At 62.9% G+C, this 23,677-nt stretch carries 22 protein-coding genes; 14 read left to right on the top strand and 8 right to left on the bottom strand.

The genetic code is table 11. The features are described from left to right. Window positions 1-35: 35 nt before the first annotated feature. The 4 genes from P0Y58_18395 to P0Y58_18380 all read left to right on the top strand — a co-directional run bounded on the left by P0Y58_18395 (window position 36) and on the right by P0Y58_18380 (window position 4,552). A complete protein-coding gene (locus tag P0Y58_18395; GenBank protein ID WEK28875.1) occupies window positions 36-1,394 on the top strand; it encodes an MFS transporter in 1,359 nt (452 codons plus the stop codon). Window position 1,395: 1 nt separating this feature from the next. Then, a complete protein-coding gene (locus P0Y58_18390; GenBank protein WEK28874.1) occupies window positions 1,396-2,355 on the top strand; it encodes an AraC family transcriptional regulator in 960 nt (319 codons plus the stop codon). A 98-nt stretch (window positions 2,356-2,453) separates the two neighbouring features. Further along, the gene (locus tag P0Y58_18385; GenBank protein ID WEK28873.1) at window positions 2,454-3,554 is read left to right on the top strand and encodes an NAD/NADP octopine/nopaline dehydrogenase family protein; all 1,101 of its coding nucleotides are present in this window, start codon (window positions 2,454-2,456) and stop codon (window positions 3,552-3,554) included. Then, window positions 3,551-4,552: a 3-hydroxybutyryl-CoA dehydrogenase gene (locus P0Y58_18380; protein WEK28872.1), complete on the top strand. Its 1,002-nt coding sequence runs from the start codon at window positions 3,551-3,553 to the stop codon at window positions 4,550-4,552. Before P0Y58_18385 ends, P0Y58_18380 begins: the two co-directional genes overlap by 4 nt. On the opposite strand, the gene P0Y58_18375 is transcribed toward P0Y58_18380, so the two are convergent. Then, complete coding sequence (locus P0Y58_18375; protein WEK28871.1) at window positions 4,542-6,617, bottom strand: methyl-accepting chemotaxis protein; 2,076 nt, start codon at window positions 6,615-6,617, stop codon at window positions 4,542-4,544. The two genes, P0Y58_18380 and P0Y58_18375, sit on opposite strands and share 11 nt — an antisense overlap. A gap of 188 nt (window positions 6,618-6,805) precedes the next feature. Between P0Y58_18375 and P0Y58_18370 the strand changes: the two genes are divergently transcribed. Then, window positions 6,806-7,753: a 2-dehydropantoate 2-reductase gene (locus P0Y58_18370; protein WEK28870.1), complete on the top strand. Its 948-nt coding sequence runs from the start codon at window positions 6,806-6,808 to the stop codon at window positions 7,751-7,753. Here P0Y58_18370 and P0Y58_18365 read toward each other — a convergent pair. The 7 genes from P0Y58_18365 to P0Y58_18335 form a co-directional block, all read right to left on the bottom strand. Then, on the bottom strand, window positions 7,739-8,365 hold the full coding sequence (locus P0Y58_18365; protein WEK28869.1) for an NIPSNAP family protein: 627 nt from the start codon (window positions 8,363-8,365) through the stop codon (window positions 7,739-7,741). The genes P0Y58_18370 and P0Y58_18365 overlap by 15 nt on opposite strands. Before the next feature lie 87 nt (window positions 8,366-8,452). Continuing rightward, window positions 8,453-9,760 (bottom strand): MFS transporter, encoded by a 1,308-nt coding sequence (locus P0Y58_18360; GenBank protein WEK28868.1) that lies wholly within the window; start codon window positions 9,758-9,760, stop codon window positions 8,453-8,455. Window positions 9,761-9,782: 22 nt separating this feature from the next. Next, window positions 9,783-11,027 carry an OprD family porin gene (locus P0Y58_18355; protein ID WEK28867.1) on the bottom strand — a complete coding sequence of 415 codons (1,245 nt, stop codon included), beginning with the start codon at window positions 11,025-11,027 and terminating at the stop codon, window positions 9,783-9,785. A gap of 111 nt (window positions 11,028-11,138) precedes the next feature. Then, window positions 11,139-12,098, bottom strand: coding sequence for a PDR/VanB family oxidoreductase (locus P0Y58_18350; GenBank protein WEK28866.1), 960 nt, complete (start codon window positions 12,096-12,098; stop codon window positions 11,139-11,141). Window positions 12,099-12,107: 9 nt separating this feature from the next. After that, window positions 12,108-12,584 (bottom strand): aromatic-ring-hydroxylating dioxygenase subunit beta, encoded by a 477-nt coding sequence (locus P0Y58_18345; GenBank protein ID WEK33353.1) that lies wholly within the window; start codon window positions 12,582-12,584, stop codon window positions 12,108-12,110. Next, entirely contained in the window at window positions 12,584-13,867 is a 1,284-nt protein-coding gene (locus P0Y58_18340) for an aromatic ring-hydroxylating dioxygenase subunit alpha (protein ID WEK28865.1), read from the bottom strand. The genes P0Y58_18345 and P0Y58_18340 overlap by 1 nt, the downstream gene beginning before the upstream one ends. 119 nt (window positions 13,868-13,986) lie before the next feature. Then, window positions 13,987-14,919, bottom strand: a complete 933-nt coding sequence (locus P0Y58_18335) for a LysR family transcriptional regulator (protein WEK28864.1) — start codon at window positions 14,917-14,919, stop codon at window positions 13,987-13,989. Between the two features lie 154 nt (window positions 14,920-15,073). Between P0Y58_18335 and feaR the strand changes: the two genes are divergently transcribed. The 9 genes from feaR (at window position 15,074) to P0Y58_18290 (ending at window position 23,663) form a co-directional block, all read left to right on the top strand. Beyond that, window positions 15,074-15,973, top strand: coding sequence for a transcriptional regulator FeaR (gene feaR / locus P0Y58_18330; GenBank protein WEK28863.1), 900 nt, complete (start codon window positions 15,074-15,076; stop codon window positions 15,971-15,973). A gap of 257 nt (window positions 15,974-16,230) precedes the next feature. Next, the gene (locus tag P0Y58_18325; GenBank protein ID WEK28862.1) at window positions 16,231-17,562 is read left to right on the top strand and encodes a hypothetical protein; all 1,332 of its coding nucleotides are present in this window, start codon (window positions 16,231-16,233) and stop codon (window positions 17,560-17,562) included. 506 nt (window positions 17,563-18,068) lie between these two features. Next, on the top strand, window positions 18,069-19,238 hold the full coding sequence (locus tag P0Y58_18320) for an acyl-CoA dehydrogenase family protein (GenBank protein WEK28861.1): 1,170 nt from the start codon (window positions 18,069-18,071) through the stop codon (window positions 19,236-19,238). 17 nt (window positions 19,239-19,255) lie between these two features. Further along, a complete protein-coding gene (locus P0Y58_18315; protein WEK28860.1) occupies window positions 19,256-19,618 on the top strand; it encodes an IacB protein in 363 nt (120 codons plus the stop codon). A gap of 17 nt (window positions 19,619-19,635) precedes the next feature. Then, on the top strand, window positions 19,636-20,919 hold the full coding sequence (locus P0Y58_18310) for an aromatic ring-hydroxylating dioxygenase subunit alpha (GenBank protein ID WEK28859.1): 1,284 nt from the start codon (window positions 19,636-19,638) through the stop codon (window positions 20,917-20,919). Next, entirely contained in the window at window positions 20,919-21,395 is a 477-nt protein-coding gene (locus P0Y58_18305) for an aromatic-ring-hydroxylating dioxygenase subunit beta (GenBank protein ID WEK33352.1), read from the top strand. Before P0Y58_18310 ends, P0Y58_18305 begins: the two co-directional genes overlap by 1 nt. Window positions 21,396-21,405: 10 nt before the next feature. Continuing rightward, entirely contained in the window at window positions 21,406-22,146 is a 741-nt protein-coding gene (locus tag P0Y58_18300) for an SDR family oxidoreductase (GenBank protein WEK28858.1), read from the top strand. Window positions 22,147-22,194: 48 nt separating this feature from the next. Then, a complete protein-coding gene (locus P0Y58_18295) occupies window positions 22,195-23,154 on the top strand; it encodes a PDR/VanB family oxidoreductase (protein WEK28857.1) in 960 nt (319 codons plus the stop codon). A gap of 11 nt (window positions 23,155-23,165) precedes the next feature. Further along, window positions 23,166-23,663 carry a flavin reductase gene (locus P0Y58_18290; GenBank protein ID WEK28856.1) on the top strand — a complete coding sequence of 166 codons (498 nt, stop codon included), beginning with the start codon at window positions 23,166-23,168 and terminating at the stop codon, window positions 23,661-23,663. Window positions 23,664-23,677 lie beyond the last annotated feature (14 nt).

The following is a 23,677-nucleotide window of genomic DNA, read 5'->3' as shown; positions in this document are numbered from 1 at the left end:
CTTTCCAGGCTGTCCCTCATCAGGAACGTGCGAGCATGACGAATCTCAACCAAGCGCAACCTACAAACCAGCGCGAGAAGCGCTATATCTACGAGTGGTACGTGGTCATCCTGTGCATGGTGGCCTATGTCTTTTCCTTCGTTGACCGGCAGATCCTGGCGTTGATGATCGAGCCGATCAAAGCGGACCTGCAGCTAAGCGACACCCAGTTCAGCTTGCTTCATGGCCTTGCGTTCTCGCTGTTCTACGCGTTCATGGGCATGCCCATCGCTTATCTGGCCGACCGTTTCTCGCGTCCGCGCATCATTGCGGTAGGCGTGATCTTCTGGAGTATCGCCACGGCGGCCTGCGGCCTGAGCAAAAACTTCCTGCAGATGTTCCTCGCGCGCATTGGCGTTGGTGTGGGCGAGGCGGCGCTGTCGCCCTCGGCCTACTCGATGTTCAGCGACATGTTCCCCCGGGAGAAGCTCGGCCGCGCGGTGGGGGTTTACTCGATCGGGTCATTCGTCGGCGGTGGCATCGCCTTCCTGGTCGGCGGCTACGTGATCGCCATGCTCAAGGGCGCGCAAACCATCGAGCTCGCCATCCTTGGCACGATGAAGGCCTGGCAACTGGCATTTTTCATTGTCGGCCTGCCGGGGGTGATCGTTGGCCTGCTGATCTGGCTCACCGTTCGCGATCCCCGGCGCAAGGGCGTCCAGCTCGACCCCGATGGCCAGGTACGCAAAGTGCGGCTCACCGATGGACTGCGCTTCATTGGCCGTCACCGCGCGACCTTTGGCTGCCACTACCTGGGCTTCTCGTTTTACGCGATGGCACTGTTCTGCATGATGAGCTGGTCGCCTGCACTGTACATCCGCAAGTTCGGCATGAGCCCGGAACAGGCCGGCTTCATGCTCGGCACCGTTCTGCTGCTGGCCAACACCACCGGGGTGGTATTCGGCGGCTGGCTGACTGACCACCTGGCCAAGCGCGGGCGCAGCGACGCGGCAATGCGCACTGGCGTGATTGGCGCAGTCGGCATGATCGTGCCGGCCGTGCTGTTCTCTCAAGTCGACCAGCTGTGGCTGTCGGTGGCCTTGCTGGTGCCGGCGATGTTCTTTGCATCGTTTCCGATGCCAGCCTCCACCGCCGCCATGCAGATCCTTTCGCCGAACCAGGTGCGCGCCCAGGTATCGGCGGTATTCCTGCTGATCAGCAACCTGCTTGCGCTGGGTTTGGGTACCACGCTGGTGGCGTTGATCACCGACCATTACTTTGGCGTGCCCGCGGCGGTGGGGTCGTCGATGGCGATCGTCAGCGGCGTGGCCTCACTATTGGCTATTCTGCTGCTGGCCAAAGGCTGCAAATGCTTCCGCCAGAGCATGCAACGAGAACACCCTGGCGCGGCTTGAGATGTTCGCCGACATCCAGCGGCCCGAGCGCTTCGTGCTGGTCGACTCGCACGAGGTCGCCGAGATGCAGGCACAACTGGCGCGCTACCTTTGCCCACACCGCCTGCGCATGCTCGACGACACGCCGCCGCACCTGCAGGTCAGCGGCGTGGAATTCGGCGGCGCGCGATTGCTGGAGCTGCATTACCACGCGCCGGTGGAAGTCAGCCTGGAGGGCAGGGGCGAGCACTATTTGTTCCGTAGCACCTTGCAGGGCCGCTGCGAAGTCATTCAAGGGCGGCAGCATGCGGCTGTAGCGGCCGGTGGCCTTAGTGTCAGTTCACCGTTTGCAAACACCCGCATCGTGACCGGCGGTGCCTGCCGCAACGCTGTCCTGAGCCTGCCGCGCGAGGCCCTGGAGGTGCATCTGCAGCGTCTGCTCGGGCGCAGCCTTCGTCGGCCCCTGGCCTTCGATGTACCGCTCGCCGCCAACCACGCCGGTGTGCATGCGTTGGGGTTCGCCCTAGGCTATATCTGCCAGCTGTTTGCCTTGGACGTCAACCTCGTGGCGCTGCGCACGGGGCTCTCCGACCACCTGGTGCAGTTACTGCTAACGCAGTTGCCACACAACCACAGTGGCGAACTCAGCCAGGCGCACGGTACGCCTTTGCCAAGCCATGTACGCCGCGCCCGCGATCATATAGAGGCGCACCTGGACCAGCCCCTGACCTTGTCCAGCCTATGCGCGCTCAGCGGTGTTTCCATGCGCACGCTGCAAAATGGCTTCCGCCAGTTCCTCGGGCAAACCCCGGTCGAGTACATCCGCGAACGCCGCCTGTTAGCGGTGCAGCGCGCGCTGGCAGCGGGTGAGGGCAGCGTCACCGATGTGCTGCTGCGCCATGGCATCAACAGCCCTGGGCATTTCACCCAACAGTACCGGCGGCGCTTCGGCTGCCTGCCTTCGGCCACCCTCAAGCGCTGAGTCGTTGCGCAATCGGTAGGGTATCTGCGTGATCCGAAGCGCCGCGTGAATGCCTGCTCGATAGCATCGGCGTACACCCCCCACGCGGAGCCATGCCCATGAACATTACCATCCTTGGAGGCGGCCACGGCTGCTACGCCGCTGCTGTAGAAATGGCAGAACGGGGTCACAGCACACGCCTGTGGCGTCGCGACCAGGCTGCCCTGGAGCAATTGCAAGCCATCGGTGCGCTCACCGTGCGTGATTATCGCGGTACTCGCAAGGTCGGCCTGGGCGAGCAGCTGACGTTGGTCGCCGACCTGGCCCAGGCGCTGGAAGGCGCGCAACTGGTGATCATCCCACTGCCGTCGACCACCCACCTGGCCCTGGCCGCAGAGGTTGCGCCGTTGCTGCGCGATGGCCAGGTGGTATTCCTGCCACCGGGTACCTTCGGCAGCTACGTGTTTGCCAAGGCCATGCGCGACTGTGGCAACGATGCTGAGGTGGCTTTCGCCGAAACCGGGACCTTGCCGTACCTGGTGCGCAAGCACGGCCCCGACCAACTGGTGATCAGCGCGTACGCAACGCGCCTGCCCACCGGCGTGCTGCCCAGCCGCTTGACCGCCCAGGCCTACGTGGTGCTGCGTGAGGCCTACCCCAGTGTCGAGCCCATCGAAGATGCCCTGAGCGGGGCACTGATGAACGCCGGGCCGATCATTCATCCGCCGCTGATCATGATGAATGCCGGCCCCCTGGAGCACTTCGAAGCCTGGGACATCCACAACGAAGGCACCCAGCCATCGATCCGCCGGGTCACCAACCAGCTTGATGCCGAGCGCATGCGCGTGCGCGAAGCCTTGGGCTACCCAGCACCGCACTTCCCGCTGGTAGACCACTACAACACTGATCAGGGAGAGGAGTGGATGTATGGGCGCGGTGCCCACGGCAAGCTGACCGACAGCGGCGATTGGCGCGAAAAGATCGACCTGCAGCAGCACCGCTACATGCTTGAGGACACCCGGCTGGGCCTCTCCTTGCTGGTGTCGGTCGGGCGCTGGGCGGGTGTGCCGACGCCGGTGGCCGAGGGCTTGCTGGCCTTGGCGTCTGCCGTGGCCGGGCGCGACCTGTACGCCGAGGGGCGGACGCTCGAAAACCTGGGCATCGCCAAGCTCGACCGGGCCGCGATGGGTGCGCTGCTGCGCAACGGGGTAGCGGCATGAATGAGCCACTGCGGCGTATCGCGGTAGTAGGGGCCGGGCGAATGGGCGAGGGCATCGCCCTGGCCTTTGCCCAGGCCGGCGCCCATGTCAGCCTGATCGACCTGATGGCTCGTGAGGCGCACGCGCAAGCCGGCTACTTTTCAGCCCTGCGGCGTAACCTGGGAACCGAGGCCGGCAACCTGGTTGCACTCGGGCTGATTGGCGCGCAGCAAGTTGTGCCGCTGCTATCGCGTATTCGGCTGCTGCCGCTGGGTGAGGGTGGGCAAGCGCTGGAAGGGTGCGAACTGGTGTTCGAAGCAGTGCCAGAACTCATCGACACCAAGCGTGAGGCCTTTGCCTGGATCGACCGCTTTGTAGCGGCGCACACGATCATCGCCTCGACCACCTCGACTTTTCTGGTCACCGAGCTGGCAGCCATGGTCAGTGCGCCGCAGCGCGTGGTCAATGCTCACTGGCTTAACCCCGCGCACCTGATGCCGTTGGTAGAGGTATCGCGCAGTGCGCAGACCAGCGAAGCCGTGGTGGCCGAGCTGTTGGAGGCCTTACGCAGCGTCGGCAAGGTTCCAGTGGTGTGCAACGCCATGCCGGGCTTCATCGTACCGCGGCTGCAGGCGCTGGTAATGAACGAAGCGGCGCGCATGGTCGAAGAGGGTGTCGCCAGTGCCGAGCAGATCGACCTGGCGGTGCGCACAGGTTTTGGCCTGCGCTTTTCGGTGCTGGGGCTGCTGGAGTTTATCGATTGGGGTGGCAATGACATCCTCCACCATGCCTCGTCATACCTCAGCCAACACCTTGGTGAGCGGTATCAGGCGCCGCAATCAGTGCGCGACAACATGGCCGCAGGCCGCAACGGCCTGCGCGACGGTGTGGGCTTCTACGACTATCAGGGCATGGATTTGCCGGCCTATCGCCAAGCGCGGCTAGCGGCGCTGGTCAGGCAGTTGCACCACGGCGGCCTGACCCCGCGCTTTGCCGATGACGCGCCACTCAAGCCTTGAAGCGTTGGATGAGGCCTTGCTGAACAACGGCCAGGCCATTGAGTCGCTGGCTGATGGCAGACGACTGCTCAGCCTGCCCGGACACCGTGCAGACGACGTTACGTACCGCCTCGACATTGCGGTGGATCTCCTCTGCCACGGCGCTTTGCTCCTCGGCGGCGCAAGCGATTTGCACATTCATGTCGGTGATGACGCCAACCGCCAGGCGAATCTCTTCGAGCACTGCGAGCGCCTGCTGGGTCTGTTCGACGTTGTGATGGGCCTGGCTGTTGCTGCGTTGCATGGCGGCGGTGACGTCGCGGGTGCCCTCGCGCAGGTTGTCGATGACCGCGCCGATCTCTTCGACCGACGCTTGGGTGCGCTGGGCCAGGCCACGGACTTCATCCGCCACCACCGCAAAGCCGCGCCCGGCGTCGCCGGCGCGCGCGGCCTCAATCGCGGCGTTCAGCGCCAGCAAGTTGGTCTGTCGGGCAATAGCGAGGATCACATCGAGCACCGAACCGATCTGCTCGCTGCTGGCTGCCAGGGACTGCAGGCGCTGCATGGCATCACTCATGCCGCTCGCCAGCTCGCGGATACCTTGGGTGGACTGTTCGATCACCTGCACGCCATTACCGGTGGCGTGTTCGGCGTGGCGCGCGGCGTCGGCGGCCTGGGCGGCACTGTGCGCTGCGGCTTGGGCGGTGGCGGACATCTCATGCACGGCCGTGGCCATCTGTTCGATTTCCCCTACCTGCTGCTGCATGCCCTGGCTGGTCTGGCTGGCGATGCGCTGCGATTGGTCGGCGGAGTTCTGGGTGTCGTGCACGGCTTGTTGCACCTGGGCGATGACCGGCTGCAGGCGGTCGAGGAAGCGGTCGAACGCAGCGCTAAGCCGGCCCAGCTCATTGCGGCGCGGATACGCCAGACGCCGGGTAAGGTCACCATCGCCGTCAGCGATTTCATCGAGCAGCGCGGCAACGCGCTGGATAGGACGGGTCACGCTGCGTGCGGCCCAGGCCATCATGGCGATACCGGCTGCTGCCAGCAGCAGGCCAAGGGTGAGTTCCATCGCCAGGCTGCGCACTTGTTGCGCTTGCACCTGTTGCTGCATGCGCAGCACGGGTACATCGAGCACGGGGCGCGGCACCGTTACCTGGATGTTCCAAGGTTGGGCGCCGGCAATCGGCTCGATCGGCACCTGCACGCCGAGCAGCGTCTCGTCTGGGGTGGCCTGCCCTGTGGAGGCCTTGCCCAGCCGCTGCGGATGGGCGCTGTCAGCGGCTACCACACCCGAGGCGCTGTAGATCGACAGCGAGCCGTGCCCATCGTACAGCGCGCCACTTGCTGCCTTGGCATTGTCCTGCAAAGCGTCCAGGCCAATGTCCAGCCCCACTACGCCGATCACTCTACCGTCGACGATCAGGGGCACGGTTACGCTGGTGACCAGGTGCGGGATACCGCTGGAGTCGTCCAGGTAGGGCTCCAGCACGCAGGGCTGGGCACTCTGCCGCGAGCACGTGAAAAAGGCATTGAACGGTGCGCCGGTGGGGCCTGGGGTATCGTTGGCCAGCAATGCCTCGTTACCGGGCACTGCCTGCAGCTGGCCAGGCTGCGGCTGCAGCCAGTACAGGGTGAAGCGGCCGCTGTCGTTGCTGCCCAGGTCTGGCTGGTCGATGAACGCGGCGTCACGGCCGTCCAGCGCGTTCTGGTCGAATGCCACAAACAGGCCCAGCAGGTCGCGGCGCTCGGCGATCGCTGCGCGCAGCACCTGGGCGAGATCCTGGCGCAATGCCCGGGACGAGGCCAAGTCGGTACGGGTTTGGCCGCGCAGGTGCAGTACCTGCCGGGCAATCCCTTGGGCGAACTCGTAGGCCTGGCCGAAGCGTTGTTGGATATGCAGTGCCTGAGCCTGGCCCTCGGCCTGCAAGTTATCCCGTGCTGCGTCGCGCAGCAGTTCGCTGGAGGTGTCGAGCAGGGTCTGGGCATCGCTGCGCTGTTGCTCCAGCGAAAGCCCTGCCAGCAAACCGACGACGGCTATCAGGCAGGCGCTCGCCAGCAAGGTGATCGTGTTCTGAATACTCAATGCCGAGGTTCCTTTTCTTGTTCTGGTCAGCGCGGGCTGGGTTGGCGCAGGCTACCGGGGCGCAGCGGCAAACCCCACCGTCCGCGAGGCTTTTGGCAGCCCCGCACAAATGTTCGGCACGGTCGGACAAATCTGCCGCTGGCCATTGCTGGACACTGACTTTTGAACACAACATTGATGAGGCCACCATGAGGATTGCTGTGATCGGAGCAGGGGCGATGGGGAGCCTGTTCGCCGCGAGATTGATCGACGCTGGTTTCGAAGTGACCTTGGTGGATGTCGATGAGCGACTGCTCAGCACCCTGCGTACTCAAGGCTTGCGTCTGCAGGACGAGCAAGGCACGCGCGAGTACTGGCCACGCGTGGCACGCGGTGAACATCTGCGTGGGCAGTTCGACGCACTGCTGATACAGACCAAGGGTTACCACACCCGTCAGGCCATGCAGGCGTGTCGGCATCTGCTCGGTCCGCAAACGTTGGTATTGACGCTGCAGAACGGCCTGGACAGTGTGCCGGTGTTGCGCGAATACGTGGCTGACCGTTGCCTGGCCATCGGCATGACCCTCTACCCGGCTGATGTGCTGGCACCTGGGGTCGTACGCAGCTGCGGCGCTGGCGAGGTGCGTGTGCGCGGGCTGTTGGCTGGGCCTTCACACGCCAGCTTCGCGCCATTGCAAGCGCTGGTCCATGGCCTACGCCGTGGCGGCATGCACTGCATCGAGGACCCGCACATCGAGGTCAGCATCTGGGAAAAGGTCGCCTTCAACACCGCCCTCAATTCGCTGTGTGCTCTTAGCGGTGAACCTGTGGGTAATGTGGGCCAGTGCTCGCGGGGTCGTGAGGTGGCTTTTGCGCTGGTCGCCGAAGCAGCAGCCATTGCCGTGTCGGCAGGTGTGGCTGTGCAGCTTCAGCGAGTGATGCACAAGGTGGAGCAGGCGTTTGTCGTTCACGCCGGGCACAAGCCCTCCATGCTCCAGGACTTCGAGCATGGCAGGCGGATGGAGATCGAGGGGTTGTCCGGGGCGCTGCTTGCCCATGCCAGGCGCCATGGCGTGGAGGCCCCGACCATGGCCGCCATTGATAGGCTGTTGCGTCGCCTGCAACGGCGGGCTGCGCCGGTGTCAGTTGAGCGGTGAGAAAGGTGCCGGCAGATAGACCACCGAATTCATCTTCTGCAGTTGTGGCGCTGAGTTTTCTGGAGGCCACACGCCATCGCCAACGGCACGGGTACGCACATCCAGGCGCTGTTCAAGGCTGGCGTAAGGCCAGATGTGCAGGTAGCGGGGGACCCTGCCGCTGGTAGCGTAGAACGCTGCATAGACCTGAGAGTACATCTCGCCCGTGCGTGGCCCGACTGCCTTGCGCCACCCTGCCAAGGTGGGTGCCAGCCCGGAGGTGGTCAGGTCGTATTCGCGCAGCTCGTAGAACGGGCCATGCTTGCCGGGCGCCAGCGGCTCGAGGAAGGGGAACAACTGGTAGTCGTCCATGTGCTGTTCGAGCACAAACTCTCCAATGCCGAAGGCATCGCTGGCCAGCAGCGCACGCTCGCGTTCGGCAGCCCGGACTTCGGCGTTGGCATAGCGCCGGAGCACGGCAATGGTGTTTTGCGGGCCGATCTCGGACACCCAGCAGCCGATCAGCTCGACGCCATCCGGGGCGGCCTGCAAAGCCTCCTGGAGGCGCGGCAGGGCTTGGGCGGGTGTACGTACACGCAAGGTGAAGCGAAGCAGTTCGTAATGATTGGACATGCAGCGCGTCTCTGAAATGTAAAGCTCATGGAGAAAAAAGCCCGGACCCTCCCCGCACGGAAAGGCCCAGGCAAAAACGCAAAGGATCTAGGGTTGCAACTGTCGGTCCTGGGGCTTGATGGACAGCACTGCCAGGGTGGTGATCGCGCCCATTACCATGAGCATCACCGACACCGGCCAGGCGTCCTTGTACAGGCTGAACAGAGCGGTGGCCGCCAGTGGCGCCAGGCCACCGGAGAAGATCGAGGCGATCTCGTGCCCCATGGCCAGGCCCGTGTAGCGCACCTTGGGCGGGAACAATTCGCCCATCAGTGCCGGTTGGGTACCGATCATCGCGCCGTGACAGAAGGCCATGCCAAGCAGGGCTGCCAGGTACACCCACACCGGAGAGTGGGTATCGAGCATCCAGAAGAACGGGAAAGCCAGCACCATCAAACCGACCGAACCGATTGCGTACACCACCCGGCGGCCGATGATGTCTGACAGCCAGCCCCAGAAGACGATGGTGCCGGCCTCGACGATCATCGCCACCATTACACTGGCCAGCACAAGCTGGGTATCGAGGCCGGTGAATTTGGCGTAGGCGATGGTGAAGGCCAGGAACAGGTAGGCGCTGCCGTTCTCCGCGATGCGGATGCCCATGGCCTGAAGCACTGCTTTGGGGTGCTCGCGCAGCACCTGCATGGCCGGCAGGTGCTCGGTTTTCTGTGGCTGCGCCTGCTGTTCGACGAATTCCTGGCTTTCCGGCAGGCGCCGACGAATGTACACACCCACACCGAAGATCAGGATGCTGGCCAGGAAGGGCACCCGCCAACCCCAGCTCATCATGTCCTCGACCGGCAGCGTCTGTACAAGGTAGAAAGCTGCCGCCGACAGCACGAAGCCACCAGACACGCCCAACTGGCTCCAGGCTGCGTAGAACCCGACGCGGTCCTTGGGTGCGTTCTCGCTGAGCAGCAGCACGCCGCCACCCCATTCACCGCCCGAGGCCACGCCTTGCAGGATGCGCAGCAACACCAGGCAGGCAGGGGCGAGGTAGCCGACTTGTTCGAATGTGGGCAGCAGGCCCATGGCAAACGTAGCCACGCCCATGATCGCCAACGTGAGCACCAGGGCCTTCTTGCGCCCGGCTTTGTCACCGATATGGCCAAAAATCAGGCCACCCAGCGGGCGCGCCAGGAAGCCAACGGCAAAGCCTGCGAACGAGGCCATGGTGCCAAGTACGGGATCGGTACCGGCAGGGAAGAACAACGGCGCGAAGATCAGCGCCGCAGCCGTGCCGTAGAGGAAGAAATCGTACCATTCCAAGGCGTTGCCCAGCACCGAAGCGATGACGATACGGCGCATGGTGCGTGGATCGGTTTCACGGGTGAGGCTGGTATTAAGGTTGGTCATGAGTCATCTCCATGCGGGCCGCTTACCAGAACTTCCAGGTGTAGGAAGTGATCAGGCGGTACTCGTCGTAGTCGTTGCCGTACTTTTGCTGGGTACGCATGTTCTTCAGCTCAAGGGACAGGTCTTTCATCGGACCGCTTTGCACCACGTAACTGAGCATGATGTCGCGTTCGCTTTCCTGGTCGCGTGACAGCCCCGCGCCGCGGTCGATGTCGGTGCCCTTGATGTAGCGGGTGAACAGCTTCAGGCCCGGCAGGCCCATGCCCGCGAAGTTGTAGCCGTAGCGCACCGACCAGCTGCGCTCGTCCGGACGAATGAACGGCAGGCCAGCCCAGTTCGGCAGCCATAGCTGTGGGACGTAGCCGTTCAGGGTCGGGAACACCGTATCGCCTGTCATTCGCTGGTAGCTGGCGCCGACCATGTGCCCGCTCTTTTCCAGGGTGATCAGGCCGAAGTAAGCGCGGTTGTCCACCGCCCCGCTGCGCGCGGCGCCGTCTTCGCGGTTGTTGAAGTAACCGATGTCGGTCTTGAGCTGGTACCCGTCGGCAATCTTCACGGTGTGCTTGATGCCGGCGTAGTCCTGTTTGTAGACATCGTTGAGCACGCCGTGGAAGTAGCTGCCCTGCAAGTCCGTGGTGAAGTTGTAGGTAGCACCGGCGAAGTCCAGGCCATCGCTGTCCTGGCTGTCGCTGGTGCCATAACGGTACAGCCGCTCGTGGTTGGATGACTCGCGGGTGACAATCGACCAGAAGCGCCCGCCGACCAACGTCAGGTTGTCGATATCGCGGGATTCAAGCACTGCGCCTTGGTAGACGGTGTCCAGCTGGCGGCTGGGGTCGTTCGATGCGACCGGGTAGAACGGCTTTTGGTCGCCTATCTTGACCACGGTCTTGGCGTATTTCAGCTTCAGCGTAGCGCCGCCCCGGCTATAGCTGTCGGATGCCTGCTGGCGATGGCGGCTGAACGGCAGCGAACCGTCGTTGCCGGTGGAGTCCAGGCGCAGGGCATACTGGCCGTTAAGGTCCAGACCAACTGCCACGGGGGTGTCGGTGTAACCGGACTCGAACTGCAGATCGAAGCCCTGCGACCAGTTGCCGACCTTGGAGGTGGGTGCGCCGGGGTTGGTGAAATTGCGGTTCAGGTAGAGGTTTCTGAAGGTGAGCGAGAGGTGACTGTCATCCACCACCTCGGCCAGGCTGGTAAGGGGTATTGCCATGCCTAGACACAGGCACAACGATTTTGCACGCAACGGCCATTTCGGTTCCATGGGGTAATCCTGGAAGTGTGATCAGTACAAGGTCCGGGCAGTCGGGAAACTGGGCAGAGGAGGTCTGCAGGTCTGGGCCCGCTTGTCTGTCACGTATTGTTTTTGTTGTTTTTAGATATCCAGCACCAGGCGCTTGCTGAGCGCCCGGGAACAGCACAGCACGATCTGTTCGTTGCTCTGTTTCTCCTCATCGGTCAGGTATTGGTCACGGTGATCAGGCTCGCCTTCGAGCACATCGCACAGGCAGGTGCCGCACACACCTTGCTCGCACGACACCTCGACCTTGATACCCTGTTCGCGCAGCGCGGCGATCAGGGTTTGCCCCGCCTGCACCTGCACGGTCTTGCCGCTGCGTGCGGCGACAACTTCGAAACTGGCGCCCGAGCTATCGACCTCGGCCTGGAAGTACTCGTGGTGGATGTATTGCTCAGCGAAGCCTTGCTGGCGGGCGCCCTCGATCACCCAGTCCATGAAGCCCGTCGGGCCGCAGGTATACAGGTGCACACCGGGGGTGCCGGGGCCGAGAACGCGCGCCAGGTCCAGCTGTTGGTCGGGGCCCTCGTCGCTGAAGTGGGTGAAAACGTTGGCGGCGAACGGCGCGCCCAGCAGTTCATCGACGAAGGCGCAGCGGCTGCGCGAGCGTGCGCGGTAGTGCAGCTCGAATGGTTGGCCTTGTGCATGCAGGGCATGGGCCATGGCAATCATCGGGGTGATGCCGATGCCGCCGCCCAGCAGGATCGAGCGTTTGGCGTCGTTGGCCAGTGGGAACAGGTTACGCGGCGCACTGATGCGTATTGGCGTGCCGCGTTGCAGCTGTTCGTGCACCGCCTGCGAACCGCCGCGTGATTGCTGGTCCTTGAGCACGCCCAGGCGGTAGGCATGGGTTTGCGCGGGGTCGCTGCACAGCGAGTACTGGCGCACCAAGCCCGGGGCCAAGTGCAGGTCGATGTGGGCGCCTGCCGCGAAGCGGGGCAACGCCTGGCCATTGACCGTCGCCAGCTCGAGGACGACCACGTCGCCGCCCTGCACTTCGCGGGCCTGGACGATCACATCTAGCAGTTGATCGCTCATGGTCATGGCCTAGAGGATGTAGCCGATACCGGCAAGGGCATCGTCGCTGTTGATCAGGCTGATCACCTTGCGGTGGATCTTGAAGCCCCCTTCGGCCCGCACCAGGGTGTAGGTCAGGTCGGCGCTGTAGTGCTTGAGGCTTTCCTTGCGGAATTCGCGGATGTTCTGTGCGGCCCTCACGGTAACGTTGACGCCGTCGTCGCCGAGCACGCGGATGCGCGAAATCGTGCGCACGGTGCGCGGCTGCGGGCTGGTCGAGATCGACTCGCCGCCAATCAGCCGCTGCACGCGCAGGCCGCGCATGTGGTGGTCGTCGTAGGCGTAGTTGAGGGTGTTCTCGTGGTCGGTTTCCCGGGGGTCGATCGGGATGATGTAGGTGCCTTTGTCGGTCCACAGGCTCAACCAGGTGTCGTACTCGCCATGGTCGAGCATGTCGCCTTCCTGCCAGATGAACGCGGTCACTTCGTTGAACAGGTTCAGGTTCATCATTTGGCCTCCGCGGTCATCATCTTCTTCCACTGCTGGTACGCCGCACGCATGCCGGTCTCGGCACTGACGTCGGAGATCAGGCCGTCTTCGCTGGGTTTCTCACCCGGCAGGCCGCGGTTGAGCATGATCCACAGGTTCTCGCCGGCATTGGCGCCTTTCTGCACGCGCTCCCAGGCCTCGGAGTCGTCCGGCGTGCCAAAGCCCATCGGCCCCTGGAAGTGCTCGTGCAGGCGCAGGCGGTAGCGGTTGGCGGCGGCCGGGCCGCCGTCCATGGTGATCACCGAGTGGTGGATTTCGGTCTCGGTCACCGAGATCGGTTGCAGCACGCGGAAGAACGCCATCGAGCAGGCGACGTTGGGGAACAGGTTGAGGTTGAAGCCCGAACCGCCAACGGCGCGGACGATGCGCCGCACCTGCTGCTCTTCGATGCCCTCGTCGCGCAGTTCAGCGGCTAACGCCTCGAAACGCTCGGGGATAGGTTTGTCGAGGTCGGCTTCCAGGTCGATCAACTCGGGGATCATCACCATCACGCTGTGGCCGTTACCCAGGTCCTCGACGTAGCCGGGGCCTTTGACGAAGTCGAACAGTTCCAGGGTCTGTTCGTCGACCGAGGACAGGAAGCTTTTGTGCACCAGCGGGAAGTGGTAGGCGTCGGTGGTGTTTTCCAGCTGGATCTTCCAGTTGCCCGGGAAGCGGAAGCGGTGCTCGCCCGGTACTTTTATGCCGTAGCCCGCGCCCTGCTTCATGAACAGGTCGATCCACTTCCTGGACGCGCCGAGGAAGTCCTCCAGCGGTTCGATGGCGTCGTTGAAGGTGGCGAAGACCATGCCGGCGTAGCGTTCGGTACGCAGGCTGACCAGCGGCAGTTCGGCCTTGTCGATGCAGTCGCCGTAGCTTTCCGGGTGTGGAATACCGCGCAGCGAGCCGTCCAGGGCATAGCCCCAACCGTGATAGGGGCAGACAAAGCTGTTGGTCTTGCCCTTCTTGTGCTCGCACACCGTGGCGCCACGGTGGCGGCAGCGGTTAAGCAGCACGTTGATGCCTTTTTTGCGGTCACGCACCACGATCACCGGCTGCTTGCCGATGTAGGTGGTCTTGTAGCTACCGGCATCGGGGATTTCGCTCTCGTGGGCGACCCAGATCCAGGTGTTGTGGAAGATCTTCTCGAGTTCGGCGTCGAACAATGCCGGGTCGGTGTACAGGGATGTGTGGACACGGTCGGCCTGGACCAGCTCGGCCGGGTCTACCGCCAGGTTGATGGCGGGGATCAGGTTGCTCACGGGGTTCACCTCTATGGGGCGTTTTCTTATGTGAGCAACGCTAAAGGGCAGGGGGCAGGCGCTCAATGACCGGCAGCAACAATGTCGTTGCGTTTTGCGCAACAAGTGCGCGGCTGCAATCAGGCACTGGCCGCCATGCGCACGGCCTTGGCCATTTCCGTCGCCAGTTCACGGCTCAAGCCATCCAGGGTGCGGCCACGGCGGGTGACAATCTGGATATCGGTGGCGTTCATCGCCTCGCAATCGATGGCCAGTGCTTTAAAGGTGCCGCTCTTGATCTCGTCGATGATCGGCAATTCGGCGAGCAATGTTGCACCCAGCCCAGAGCGCACGAAGTCGAGGATCACCGCCAGCGAATTAGAGGTAAGTGTGGGCACGATATCGAATACCTGGTCCCGGCACGCCGCATCCGCCAGTTCTCGCACGCGGAAGTTGGCGCCGGGCAGTACCAGGGATTCGCGCGCCACTTCCTCAAGGGTAACGGTGGAGCGCTGGGCCATGCGGTTGTCACGGTGCACGATCATGCGCAGGGGCTGAGCCAGGCTGAACAGGCGGGTCAGGGGTGCCGTCGCGCTGGGGGCGAAAACCACGCCGAGGTGGGCCTCGTCGGCCAGCACCATGCGCTGTACTTCCAGCGACGGTGCGCTGATTATCTCGGCCTTGTGCGCGCCATGGGCATGCAAAAAGCCCTGCAGCGAGGTTATTGCCCGGGCACCGAGCAGGCCTTCACCAATCGCGATCACGGTCGATGCCTGTTGGCGCTGGCGCAGTTCGTCGAGGCGATCGATCAGCTGCGAGTGCTGGCGCAGGCGTTCGATGTAGTAGTCCACCGCCGCCTCACCCGCAGCGGTCAAGCTGATGCGGTGGGTGCCGGGGCGTACCAGCTCGATATCCAGCTCCTGTTCCAACCGGGCTATCTGGCGGCTGACCGATGAAGTGGCCACGCCCAAGGCCTCGGCAGCGGCTCGCATAGAGCCCTTTTCGTGGCTTAGGTACAGGTAGCGCAGGCGGTGGTCTTGCAGGTCGGTCGAAGCAGGTGGACGGTTGGGCATGGCGGCTCCTCGAGGCAGGCGGCGGATAACGACCTTCGCTGCAGACGTGCAATGTGGCGCGTTTAGTGCTTGCGCATCATACAACAGGTTTTTGTTACCCAAAATCACGTGAATATTGCACTATTAAAGCGCGTTTTTTCGATGGAGATGATTCATGAGTGGTCATGCTATGTCTGTCTGGAATGAGAGTGTCCATGCGGTATGCGGGCGCTTCGAAACCCGCTATGACTACTGCCAGAGCCTTTTCATCGGTGATTTTCGCCCCTCGTTGCTGGGCAGTACGCGGGTCGCGCACATTCGAAGCAATGCCAACGCCATTGCCCGCTCGGGACGTGAGGCAGGGCGTGACAACGACCCACACTGTTTCCTTGTGTTACAGCACCAAGGTGAAATGTCGATTGAACTGGGCGATCGGTCCATGGACTTGCGCGAGGGTGACATGGCGTTGCTGGACTCGGCGCAGGCGATGAAGATGATGCCGCGCGGGCTGTTTTCGCATGTCTCCATCCACCTGCCGCGCGAGCGTTTGAGGAATCTCGACTACAACCGTTTTGGCAAGCTTTCCACCACCGGTGCGTGCGGGCAGTTGCTCGCAAACATGGTACGCCAAGTGGCTGAAGGCGAGCTCGAGCAGTGGGCCTGCGCAGAAGACGGCGACGGCCTGCAGGCCGCACTGGTGGGCTTGCTTGGCTCGGTGCTGGAATACCGGGCGCGCGACAGTTCACCTGGCTTGCACCTTCATGAAGTGCAATCGCTGATCCAGCAGCGCCTGGACTCGCCGCGCCTGACCCCTGTCGCCCTGGCCGAGGAGCTGGGCATTTCCAGTCGTCAGCTGTACCGCCTGTTCGAGGCAACCGGCGACAGCGTTTGCCGTTACATTCTGCGCGAGCGGCTATTGAAGGCCGCCCAGGACCTGCGCAACCCAGCCTACGGCCACCGGTCGATCACCGATATCGGCACGCGCTGGGGGTTCGCCGATTCCGCGCATTTTTCCAAGACATTCAAGAAGCAGCTGGGGGTCACGCCCCGCAGCTATCGCAGCCAAGGGCAGTAGCCCGGCCGGTGTAATTCCTGACCCTGGCGTAAACGAATGGTTGTTCGTGCGCTTTGGCAAGCAAATGCAAAACACTGTCAGCCACGGCAAATCCAGCGTCCGCTCCCTGGGCCAGAATCATGGCACTTGCGAGGGGACCGCCGACAGGTTCGCGTCAGGTGCCATTCCTAACTGACGCTCCGCTTCCCGCGCAACTTTTCTGCCAATAACAACAACACGCGGGCCGCACCTCGGCCCGTGCCGGGAGAGGCTTTGCCATGAAAAAGTATCTGGGAACCGCGCTGGGGCGCTCGGCGTGCATGCTGGGAGGGCTTTGGTGCTGTGCGGCGCCCGCGCTGCAACTGGTCGACGAGCCGGACACCAAGTTAGCGCTCGACATACAGTCGACTGTTGGGGCATTCCATAGCCAAAAGAACTACGCGGTCTGGGGCAACCGTGAAGCGGGCCATTCCTCCTGGCAGGAGGGCTTCATCAAGTACGGGCTCAGCGGCAGCATCAGCCGTGACCATTTGGGCACGTTGTACGGCACGCTCAACCGAGTGGCGTCTGCCACCTGGGGAGACGGCGATTCGGCAGGGTTTACCGACGGCAGCGAGCGCACTGACAAATGGGAGGATGCCTTCGCGGGCTGGCGCTCCGGTGACTTGTTCCCGGCACTGGGCCAGGATGGCATCGATATTTCTGCCGGGCGCCAGGCGCTTCTGCTAGGGGACGGTTTCATTGTCGCCGGTGACGGCATCAGCGCGGGTCGCGGGGTGGCCGACAACGTCTATAACCGGGGTGGCGGCTACTACATCACGCCCCGCCGGGCGTTCGACCAGACCTTGTGGGTCAAGCTGGGCGGCGATAACGGTCTGCACGGATCGCTGGGTTGGTTCAAGTCAGACAACCCGATCCAGGCCAAGGTAGAAATGGCATTCTCGACCCTGGAGTACACCGCCGATGCCGGAACGGTAGGGCTAACCTACCTGCGTGGCCTGGGCGTCGACAAGAAATTTGCCGTGGATGCCCAGACCGACCGAGATGGCATGGATGTGTACAGCATTCGAGCTGCCGGCAATGCCGGCGTCGAAAACTTGTTTCTCTCGTCGGAACTTGGATGGCAAAACACACGGCGCGGCAACGCGCAGGCAGGTTATGTCGAGGCTGCCTGGACATTCGCCGATGTGCCGTGGCAACCCACCCTCGGCTATCGCTACAGCCAGTACGGCGCGCATTGGGATTCGTTGCTATACGGCTTCAGCCGCGGCTATGGCACCTGGTTCCAGGGGGAGGTGGCGGCGAATTATGCCGGGCCGTTCGGCAACAATACCTCCATCCACCAAGTGTACTGGCGCGCCCAGCCCCATGAAAAGCTCGCGGTCAACGTGCTGGCCTACGATTTCCGCACCCGTCACACAAGCGGCGTTGCCAACAGTTCCGGCCGCGAATTGGACCTGGTACTGGATTGGGCCGTGACGCCAAACGTCGTGATTTCGCCCATGGTCGGTTTGTACGACCCCAAGAAAAGCGCCGATCAAGGTGGCGTGCAACTGGGTGACAACGACCTCAATGTGTATACGGCGCTGCTGATCAGCACGCATTTCTGAATCGAGGGCTTCAGCCCTGTCTCCCTGATGCGTGGCAGCGGCTTTTTCAGCGCAGCCATGCATCATTTTTTCTGGATTCGTAACGCAATCCAACGATTATTTTCTATCAATTTATCGCTCAATTTATTTCGTATTTTTCTAACTGGTGATGAGTTGATGCCTCGCGCTCGCTGTGTGGTTTCTAGGGAATAATCAGTTAAAACAGTGTGTTAGGACAATTTCGAGAATTGTTCCTATTTTTACAGCGTAAAATTTGAAAAATTAAGCGTGAAAATTCAATTGACAATTCACGTAAAAAATCTCAAATTCCACTCATCGGCAAACACAACAAGAGAGACAGACCATGCCGCCAGATCACGCCCCCCTCGTAGCGCGTGGCAGGTGTTTCCCCGTGGAACGCCTCGTCACCCAAGCACCGGTCACCGGTGTTGCCAAAGCCCATCAAGGCCCAGGCCATTTCCCTTCTGCCCTCTAGTTCCAAACCGTGCCTGAGACGGAGAAAGTCTATGGATTCGTTTTGCCTGCGTGCCGCGCCTGAGTCGGCGCTGACCTCCGGTGCCGCCTTCGACGCCTTGCTCGAAGGAATTCGTGATCGTGCCCGCCTGGGTGAGTTCGATCGCCAGCGCCACCTGTCCCGCGATGTTATCCAAGCGTTCAAGGCGCATGGCGTATACCGCGCTCTGGTGCCCAGCCGCTTCGGCGGGCTGGAGTGCTCGCCTGCCCAGTTCTGCGAAATGATCGAGCGCATCTCCCATGCCGACGGCTCCGCCGGTTGGGTGGCGAGCTTCGGCATGAGCCCGGTGTACCTGGCGTCGTTGCCGCTGGAGACCATCGCCAAGATCTACCAGCAGAGCCCGGATACGGTGTTCGCCGGTGGCATCTTCCCGCCACAGCCTGCCGAAGTCGTGGCCGGTGGTTTCAAGGTCAATGGCCGCTGGAAATACTCCAGCGGCTCGATGGGCGCCGACATAATCGGCGTGGGCATCGCCCCCCGTAATGGCGACAAGCTCGACCTGCCACGTTTGGCAGTCATGCCAAGCAGCCAGGCACGCATCGAGGAAACCTGGGACACCGTGGGCCTGCTGGGCACCGGTAGCCACGATGTGGTGGTCGAGGATGTGGTGGTGGGCGAGGAGTGGACCTTCGTTCGCGGTGGCCACTCGAACCTCGACGAGCCGCTGTTCCGCTACCCGTCGCTGTCGCTGGCCACCCAGGTGCTGTCGGTGGTGGGCTTGGGTGTGGCCCGCGCCGCGCTGGACGAACTCTCGGGCATGGCCAGCGGGCGCATCTCGGTCACGGGCGCTCCGGCGCTTGCCGACCGCCCGCTGGCCCAGGTTGATGTGGCCAAAGCCGAGGCCGCGCTGCGTTCGGCGCGGGCGTTTTTCTACGACTCCATCGAACACGCCTGGGCCCATGTGCTGGCGGGTGATCCGGTGCCGGTCGAGGCCACCAACCTGCTGCGCCTGTCGTCCACCCACGCCACACGCGTGGCCGCCGAAGTTGCGCGCAGCGCGCAAATGCTCTCGGGCATGACTGGCATTTACAACGAAAGCCCGCTGGCCCGTTGCGTCAACGATGCGCAGGTGGTCACCCAGCACGCCTTCATGGGCGACGTCACGTACCAGAACGCCGGTGCGATGTTTTTCGGAAAACAGCCCCTTCCGGGCTACCTGTAACGATTGGGAATTTTGTCATGAGCGATAAGAAAACACTGCGCGTGCTGTTTTGCATGGGTATCAACCAGAACTTCTTCGATGCCCCGCGTGAAGAACAGTTGCAGGTCTGGGCTGCTTTCAGCGCCATGTGGAACGGCATCCATGACCTGGCCGGCGTCAAGGTGCTGGGCAACATGGACGACGACCAGGGCATGGTCGGCCCATCCGACGGTTTCCCCTGGACCACCTACCTGCTGGCCGACGTGCCGGACATCGAAACTGTGCACGCTGCCTGCAACCTGTTCCGCACCACGGCGGTGGGCGAGGGGCCGTACAAGTTGTGGCGCTACGCCAAGGTCGAGGCGCGTGTTGGCCGCGAATTGATCATCCAGCGCGCCTGAACCAGAGGAGATATCCCGTGAGCAACCTGATCCCTGCCATCAACCTGGCGGTAGACCCGGCCGAGCTGGTCCAGGCCGACCGTGTCCACACATCCCTGTACACCGACCCGGCATTGTTCGACGCCGAACTCGAGAAGATCTTCCACAACACCTGGATCTGGGTCGCCCACGAGAGCGAAATCCCCGATGCCGGTAGCTACAAGACCACCTACATCGGCAAGCAGCCGGTGATCGTGGTGCGTGACCGCAAAAAAGGCATCAACGTGCTGCTTAACCGCTGCCGCCACCGTGGCGCCACGGTGTGCGAGCACAAGAAGGGCAAGACCAACAGCTTTGTCTGCCCCTATCACGGTTGGGGCTATGCCCTGGACGGCTCGCTGCGCGGTATTCCACACCCGGAAAGCTACGGCGACTGCATCGACAAGGCCGAACTGCCGCTGGTCAGCCTGCGTACCGAACGCTACGCCGGCATGGTCTTCGCCACCTTCAACGACGCCATCGAACCGCTGGAGGACTTCCTCGGCGCGGCCAGGAAGTGGATCGACCTGTTCATGAAGCAGGGCGCGGGCTACGGCATAAAAGTACCGGGCGAGCACCGCTTCCGCTTCCCGGGCAACTGGAAGATCCAGCTGGAAAACACCACCGACGCCTACCACTTCCCGCTGGTGCACAAAAGCTTCCTGTCCTCGGTCGACGAACAGACCCTGGAACTGTTCGACTTCGTCAAAGGCCCCGGCTACGTCGAGGACCTGGGTAACGGCCACAGCGTGATGGTGATGATCCCCGAGCTGATCGACCTGGAAGCCGACCTCGACAAACCTATCCCCGAGCGTTTCGAGGCGTTAGCCGCTGAACTGCGCGACGAGGGCATCGAAGAGCAGCAGGTGCGGCGCATCGTCCGCGCCGTTGGCGGTTCGGGCTTCAACCTCAACCTGTTCCCCAACGTCGCCTGCTCGATGGCGTTCTTCCGCGTGCTGCAACCGATCTCGGTGACCGAGACCGAAATCCACCACTCGGTGATCACCATGGACGGCGGCCCGGCCGCCGCCAACCGCTACCGCCTGCGCCTGCACGAGCACTTCCAGGGGCCGATGGGCTTTGGCACGCCGGACGACTCCGAGGCCTGGGAGCGCGTGCAGAAAGGCGCCAATGCCGGCGAGAACCTGTGGATCATGCTCAACCGCGGCCTGCCGGGTGAGAAACCCAGCGAAGACGGCCTGATCTCCGACGTCAGTGCCGAGACCGGCATGCGTGCGGCGTACCAGCAGTGGAAGAAGATGATGACCGCGGAGGCCAAATGATGAACCTGAACCTGTTCAACGAAGTGACCGCGTTCATCTGGCAGGAAGGCGACATGCTCGACCATGGCGAGTACGACACCTGGTTGAGCCTGTGGACCGACAAAGGCATCTACATCATCCCGATCGACCCCCGGGAAACCGACCACGAGAACACCCTCAACTACGCCTACGACGACCACCACATGCGCGGCCTGCGCGTGCAGCGGCTGATTGGTGGCGAGTCGATCTCGACCAGCCCGCAACCGCGAACCGTACGCACGATTTCGCGTATCCGCGTGCTCGGCGACGACGGCGTCAACGTTACCGTGAGGGCCGCACAGAACATCCGCGAATTCCGCAAGGAAAGCCTCAAGCACTACAGCGCCGACCTGACCTACACCCTGGTGCGGGCCGAAGGTGCCTTCAAGATCCACCGCAAGGTGATCAGCCTGATCAACAGCGACGATACCCTTGCCGGTATCGGCTACATCCTCTAGGGAGACGGCCATGAACCAAGTTGCATTGGTAACCGGCGCCGGCCAGGGTTTAGGCCAGCGTTTCTGCGCCCGGCTGCTGGCTGCAGGCTACGACGTAGTGGTCTCGGACCGTGACTTTGGCCTGGCCCAGGCCGCCGCTGAGCAGTTGCAAGGGCAGGGTGGGCGCACCTTGGCGGTGAAGCTCGATGTCGGCAGCAAGGCCGATTTCGAGCAGGCCTTGGCCCAGGTACTGGAGCACTTCGGTGCCCTGCACGTAGTGGTCAACAACGCTGCCGTAACCAAGACCACGCCGCTGATGCAGATCAGCCCCGAAGAGTTCGATGCCGTGGTCGGTCTTAACCTGCGCAGCGTGTTCCTCGCCTCTCAGGTGCTGGGCGCGCACCTGGCCGAAGCTGGCTACGGGCGGATCATCAACATGGCCTCGCTGGCAGGGCAAAACGGCGGTACCGCCACCGGTGCGCACTACGCGGCGAGCAAAGGGGCCATCGTCACCCTGACCAAAATCTTCGCCAAGGAATTCGCCGCCCATGGCGTCACGGTCAACGCCATCGCCCCCGGGCCGATCGACTCGCCTGCGGTTCACGCTGCGGTGCCTGCCGAGCGGCTCCAGGGCCTGCTGGCGAACATCCCGGTGCAACGTCTTGGCGATGCCGATTTTCTCGGCGATCTCATCGTGCAACTGGCGCGGCCCGAAGCCTTCTTCACTACCGGGGCGACCTGGGACGTGAACGGCGGCCTGTTCATGCGTTGAATTTTTCTGGGGCGCCCGGCGCCCCTTTGGTAACCCGAGGCACCGGCCATGAATGAAGAACTTTTGAACGTAGTCGTGCGCAAGCGCGAAATCCAAGGGGCCGACGTGGTCGTCCTCGACCTGGGCCGTGCCGATGGCGTCGCACTGCCTGCTTTCGAGGCCGGCGCGCATGTCGATATCCACGTCGCACCCGGCCTGGTGCGCCAGTATTCACTGTGCAGCGACCCCGGCGAAGTTTCCGTCTACCGCCTTGGTGTATTGAAGGACCCGGCGTCCCGAGGCGGCTCTGTGCAGGTGCACGAATCACTGCACGAGGGCCGAGAGGTACAGATCAGCGCACCGCGCAACCTGTTCCCGCTGGCTGCCGGTGCCCGTCGCTCGGTCTTGTTGGGTGGCGGTATCGGCATAACCCCGATGATCGCCATGGCCCACGCCCTGCATCGTCAGGGCGCTGATTTCGAGCTGCACTACTGCGGCCGTTCACGCAGCCATAGTGCGTTTCTCGACGAACTGGCCACGGCGCCGTTCGCCGCACGGGTGGTGACCCACTTCGATGACGAAGACCTGGCCCAGCGCCTGGACCTGCCCGTCGTACTCGGCAAGGCCGGCCCTGGCACCCACATGTACACCTGCGGCCCTTCGGGTTTCATGGACTGGGTGATTGCCGGCGCGCGGGCGCAAGGCTATGGCGAGGCGCAGATTCACAAGGAGTACTTCCAGGTCGAGGTTGATGCCAGCGGTGGTGGCTTCGAAGTGGTCGCTGCGCGCAGCAACAAGACCGTGCAGGTCGCCGAGGGCCAGAGCATTCTCGATGCCTTGGCCCAGGTCGGCATCAAGATCGATATCTCGTGCGAGCAGGGAGTTTGCGGGACCTGCATGTGCGAAGTGCTCGAAGGCGAGCCGGACCACCGCGACGTGTACCTGACCGATGAAGAAAAGGCCGCCAACGACCAGATTCTGGTGTGTTGCTCGCGGGCCAAGACCCACAAGCTGGTGCTGGACATCTGAGGAGAATGACCATGGTAGATGTAACCCAATTTCGCAACGCAATGGCCATGCTCGGTGGCGCCGTGTCGGTCATCACCACCGATGGCCCTGCCGGGCGCTTCGGCTTCACTGCATCGGCGGTTTGCAGTGTCACCGATTCGCCGCCCACTTTATTGGTATGCATGAACCGCTCCTCGTATTCCAACGAGCAGTTCAAGGCCAATGGCGCCTTGTGCGTAAACGTGCTGGCGGGTACCCATCATGAGCTGTCGGGCGCCTTTGCCAACCGCAACCTGAACATGGACCAACGCTTCGCTACCACCGGTTGGACCGTGCTGGAGAGCGGCGCGCCGGTCATGCACGAGGCCCTGGTGAACTTTGACTGCCGCATTGCCCAGGTGCATGAGGTGGGTTCGCACAGCATCTTTTACTGCGAGATCCAGGACATCCGTCTTGGCGGGGCTGACGATGGGTTGGTGTACTTCAACCGGGCCTATCATCGGGTGTGCGAGTCATCGAAGGCATGCTGAGAGCGGGGGCTGCG

The organism is Candidatus Pseudomonas phytovorans, from assembly GCA_029202525.1.
Taxonomy (GTDB): domain Bacteria; phylum Pseudomonadota; class Gammaproteobacteria; order Pseudomonadales; family Pseudomonadaceae; genus Aquipseudomonas; species Aquipseudomonas phytovorans.
The sequence above is the reverse complement of the archived record's forward strand: the minus strand, read 5'-3'. Positions and strand labels throughout refer to the sequence as shown.

What these genes read in the sequence shown, in the direction of transcription:
- P0Y58_18395 (WEK28875.1), top strand. Translation starts at nt 36, where the DNA reads ATGACGAATCTCAACCAAGCGCAACCTACAAACCAGCGCGAGAAGCGC.
- P0Y58_18390 (WEK28874.1), top strand. Translation starts at nt 1,396, where the DNA reads ATGTTCGCCGACATCCAGCGGCCCGAGCGCTTCGTGCTGGTCGACTCG.
- P0Y58_18385 (WEK28873.1), top strand. Translation starts at nt 2,454, where the DNA reads ATGAACATTACCATCCTTGGAGGCGGCCACGGCTGCTACGCCGCTGCT.
- P0Y58_18380 (WEK28872.1), top strand. Translation starts at nt 3,551, where the DNA reads ATGAATGAGCCACTGCGGCGTATCGCGGTAGTAGGGGCCGGGCGAATG.
- P0Y58_18370 (WEK28870.1), top strand. Translation starts at nt 6,806, where the DNA reads ATGAGGATTGCTGTGATCGGAGCAGGGGCGATGGGGAGCCTGTTCGCC.
- P0Y58_18365 (WEK28869.1), bottom strand. Translation starts at nt 8,365, where the DNA reads ATGTCCAATCATTACGAACTGCTTCGCTTCACCTTGCGTGTACGTACA.
- P0Y58_18360 (WEK28868.1), bottom strand. Translation starts at nt 9,760, where the DNA reads ATGACCAACCTTAATACCAGCCTCACCCGTGAAACCGATCCACGCACC.
- P0Y58_18355 (WEK28867.1), bottom strand. Translation starts at nt 11,027, where the DNA reads ATGGAACCGAAATGGCCGTTGCGTGCAAAATCGTTGTGCCTGTGTCTA.
- P0Y58_18350 (WEK28866.1), bottom strand. Translation starts at nt 12,098, where the DNA reads ATGAGCGATCAACTGCTAGATGTGATCGTCCAGGCCCGCGAAGTGCAG.
- P0Y58_18345 (WEK33353.1), bottom strand. Translation starts at nt 12,584, where the DNA reads ATGAACCTGAACCTGTTCAACGAAGTGACCGCGTTCATCTGGCAGGAA.
- P0Y58_18335 (WEK28864.1), bottom strand. Translation starts at nt 14,919, where the DNA reads ATGCCCAACCGTCCACCTGCTTCGACCGACCTGCAAGACCACCGCCTG.
- feaR (WEK28863.1), top strand. Translation starts at nt 15,074, where the DNA reads ATGAGTGGTCATGCTATGTCTGTCTGGAATGAGAGTGTCCATGCGGTA.
- P0Y58_18325 (WEK28862.1), top strand. Translation starts at nt 16,231, where the DNA reads ATGAAAAAGTATCTGGGAACCGCGCTGGGGCGCTCGGCGTGCATGCTG.
- P0Y58_18320 (WEK28861.1), top strand. Translation starts at nt 18,069, where the DNA reads ATGGATTCGTTTTGCCTGCGTGCCGCGCCTGAGTCGGCGCTGACCTCC.
- P0Y58_18315 (WEK28860.1), top strand. Translation starts at nt 19,256, where the DNA reads ATGAGCGATAAGAAAACACTGCGCGTGCTGTTTTGCATGGGTATCAAC.
- P0Y58_18305 (WEK33352.1), top strand. Translation starts at nt 20,919, where the DNA reads ATGAACCTGAACCTGTTCAACGAAGTGACCGCGTTCATCTGGCAGGAA.
- P0Y58_18300 (WEK28858.1), top strand. Translation starts at nt 21,406, where the DNA reads ATGAACCAAGTTGCATTGGTAACCGGCGCCGGCCAGGGTTTAGGCCAG.
- P0Y58_18295 (WEK28857.1), top strand. Translation starts at nt 22,195, where the DNA reads ATGAATGAAGAACTTTTGAACGTAGTCGTGCGCAAGCGCGAAATCCAA.
- P0Y58_18290 (WEK28856.1), top strand. Translation starts at nt 23,166, where the DNA reads ATGGTAGATGTAACCCAATTTCGCAACGCAATGGCCATGCTCGGTGGC.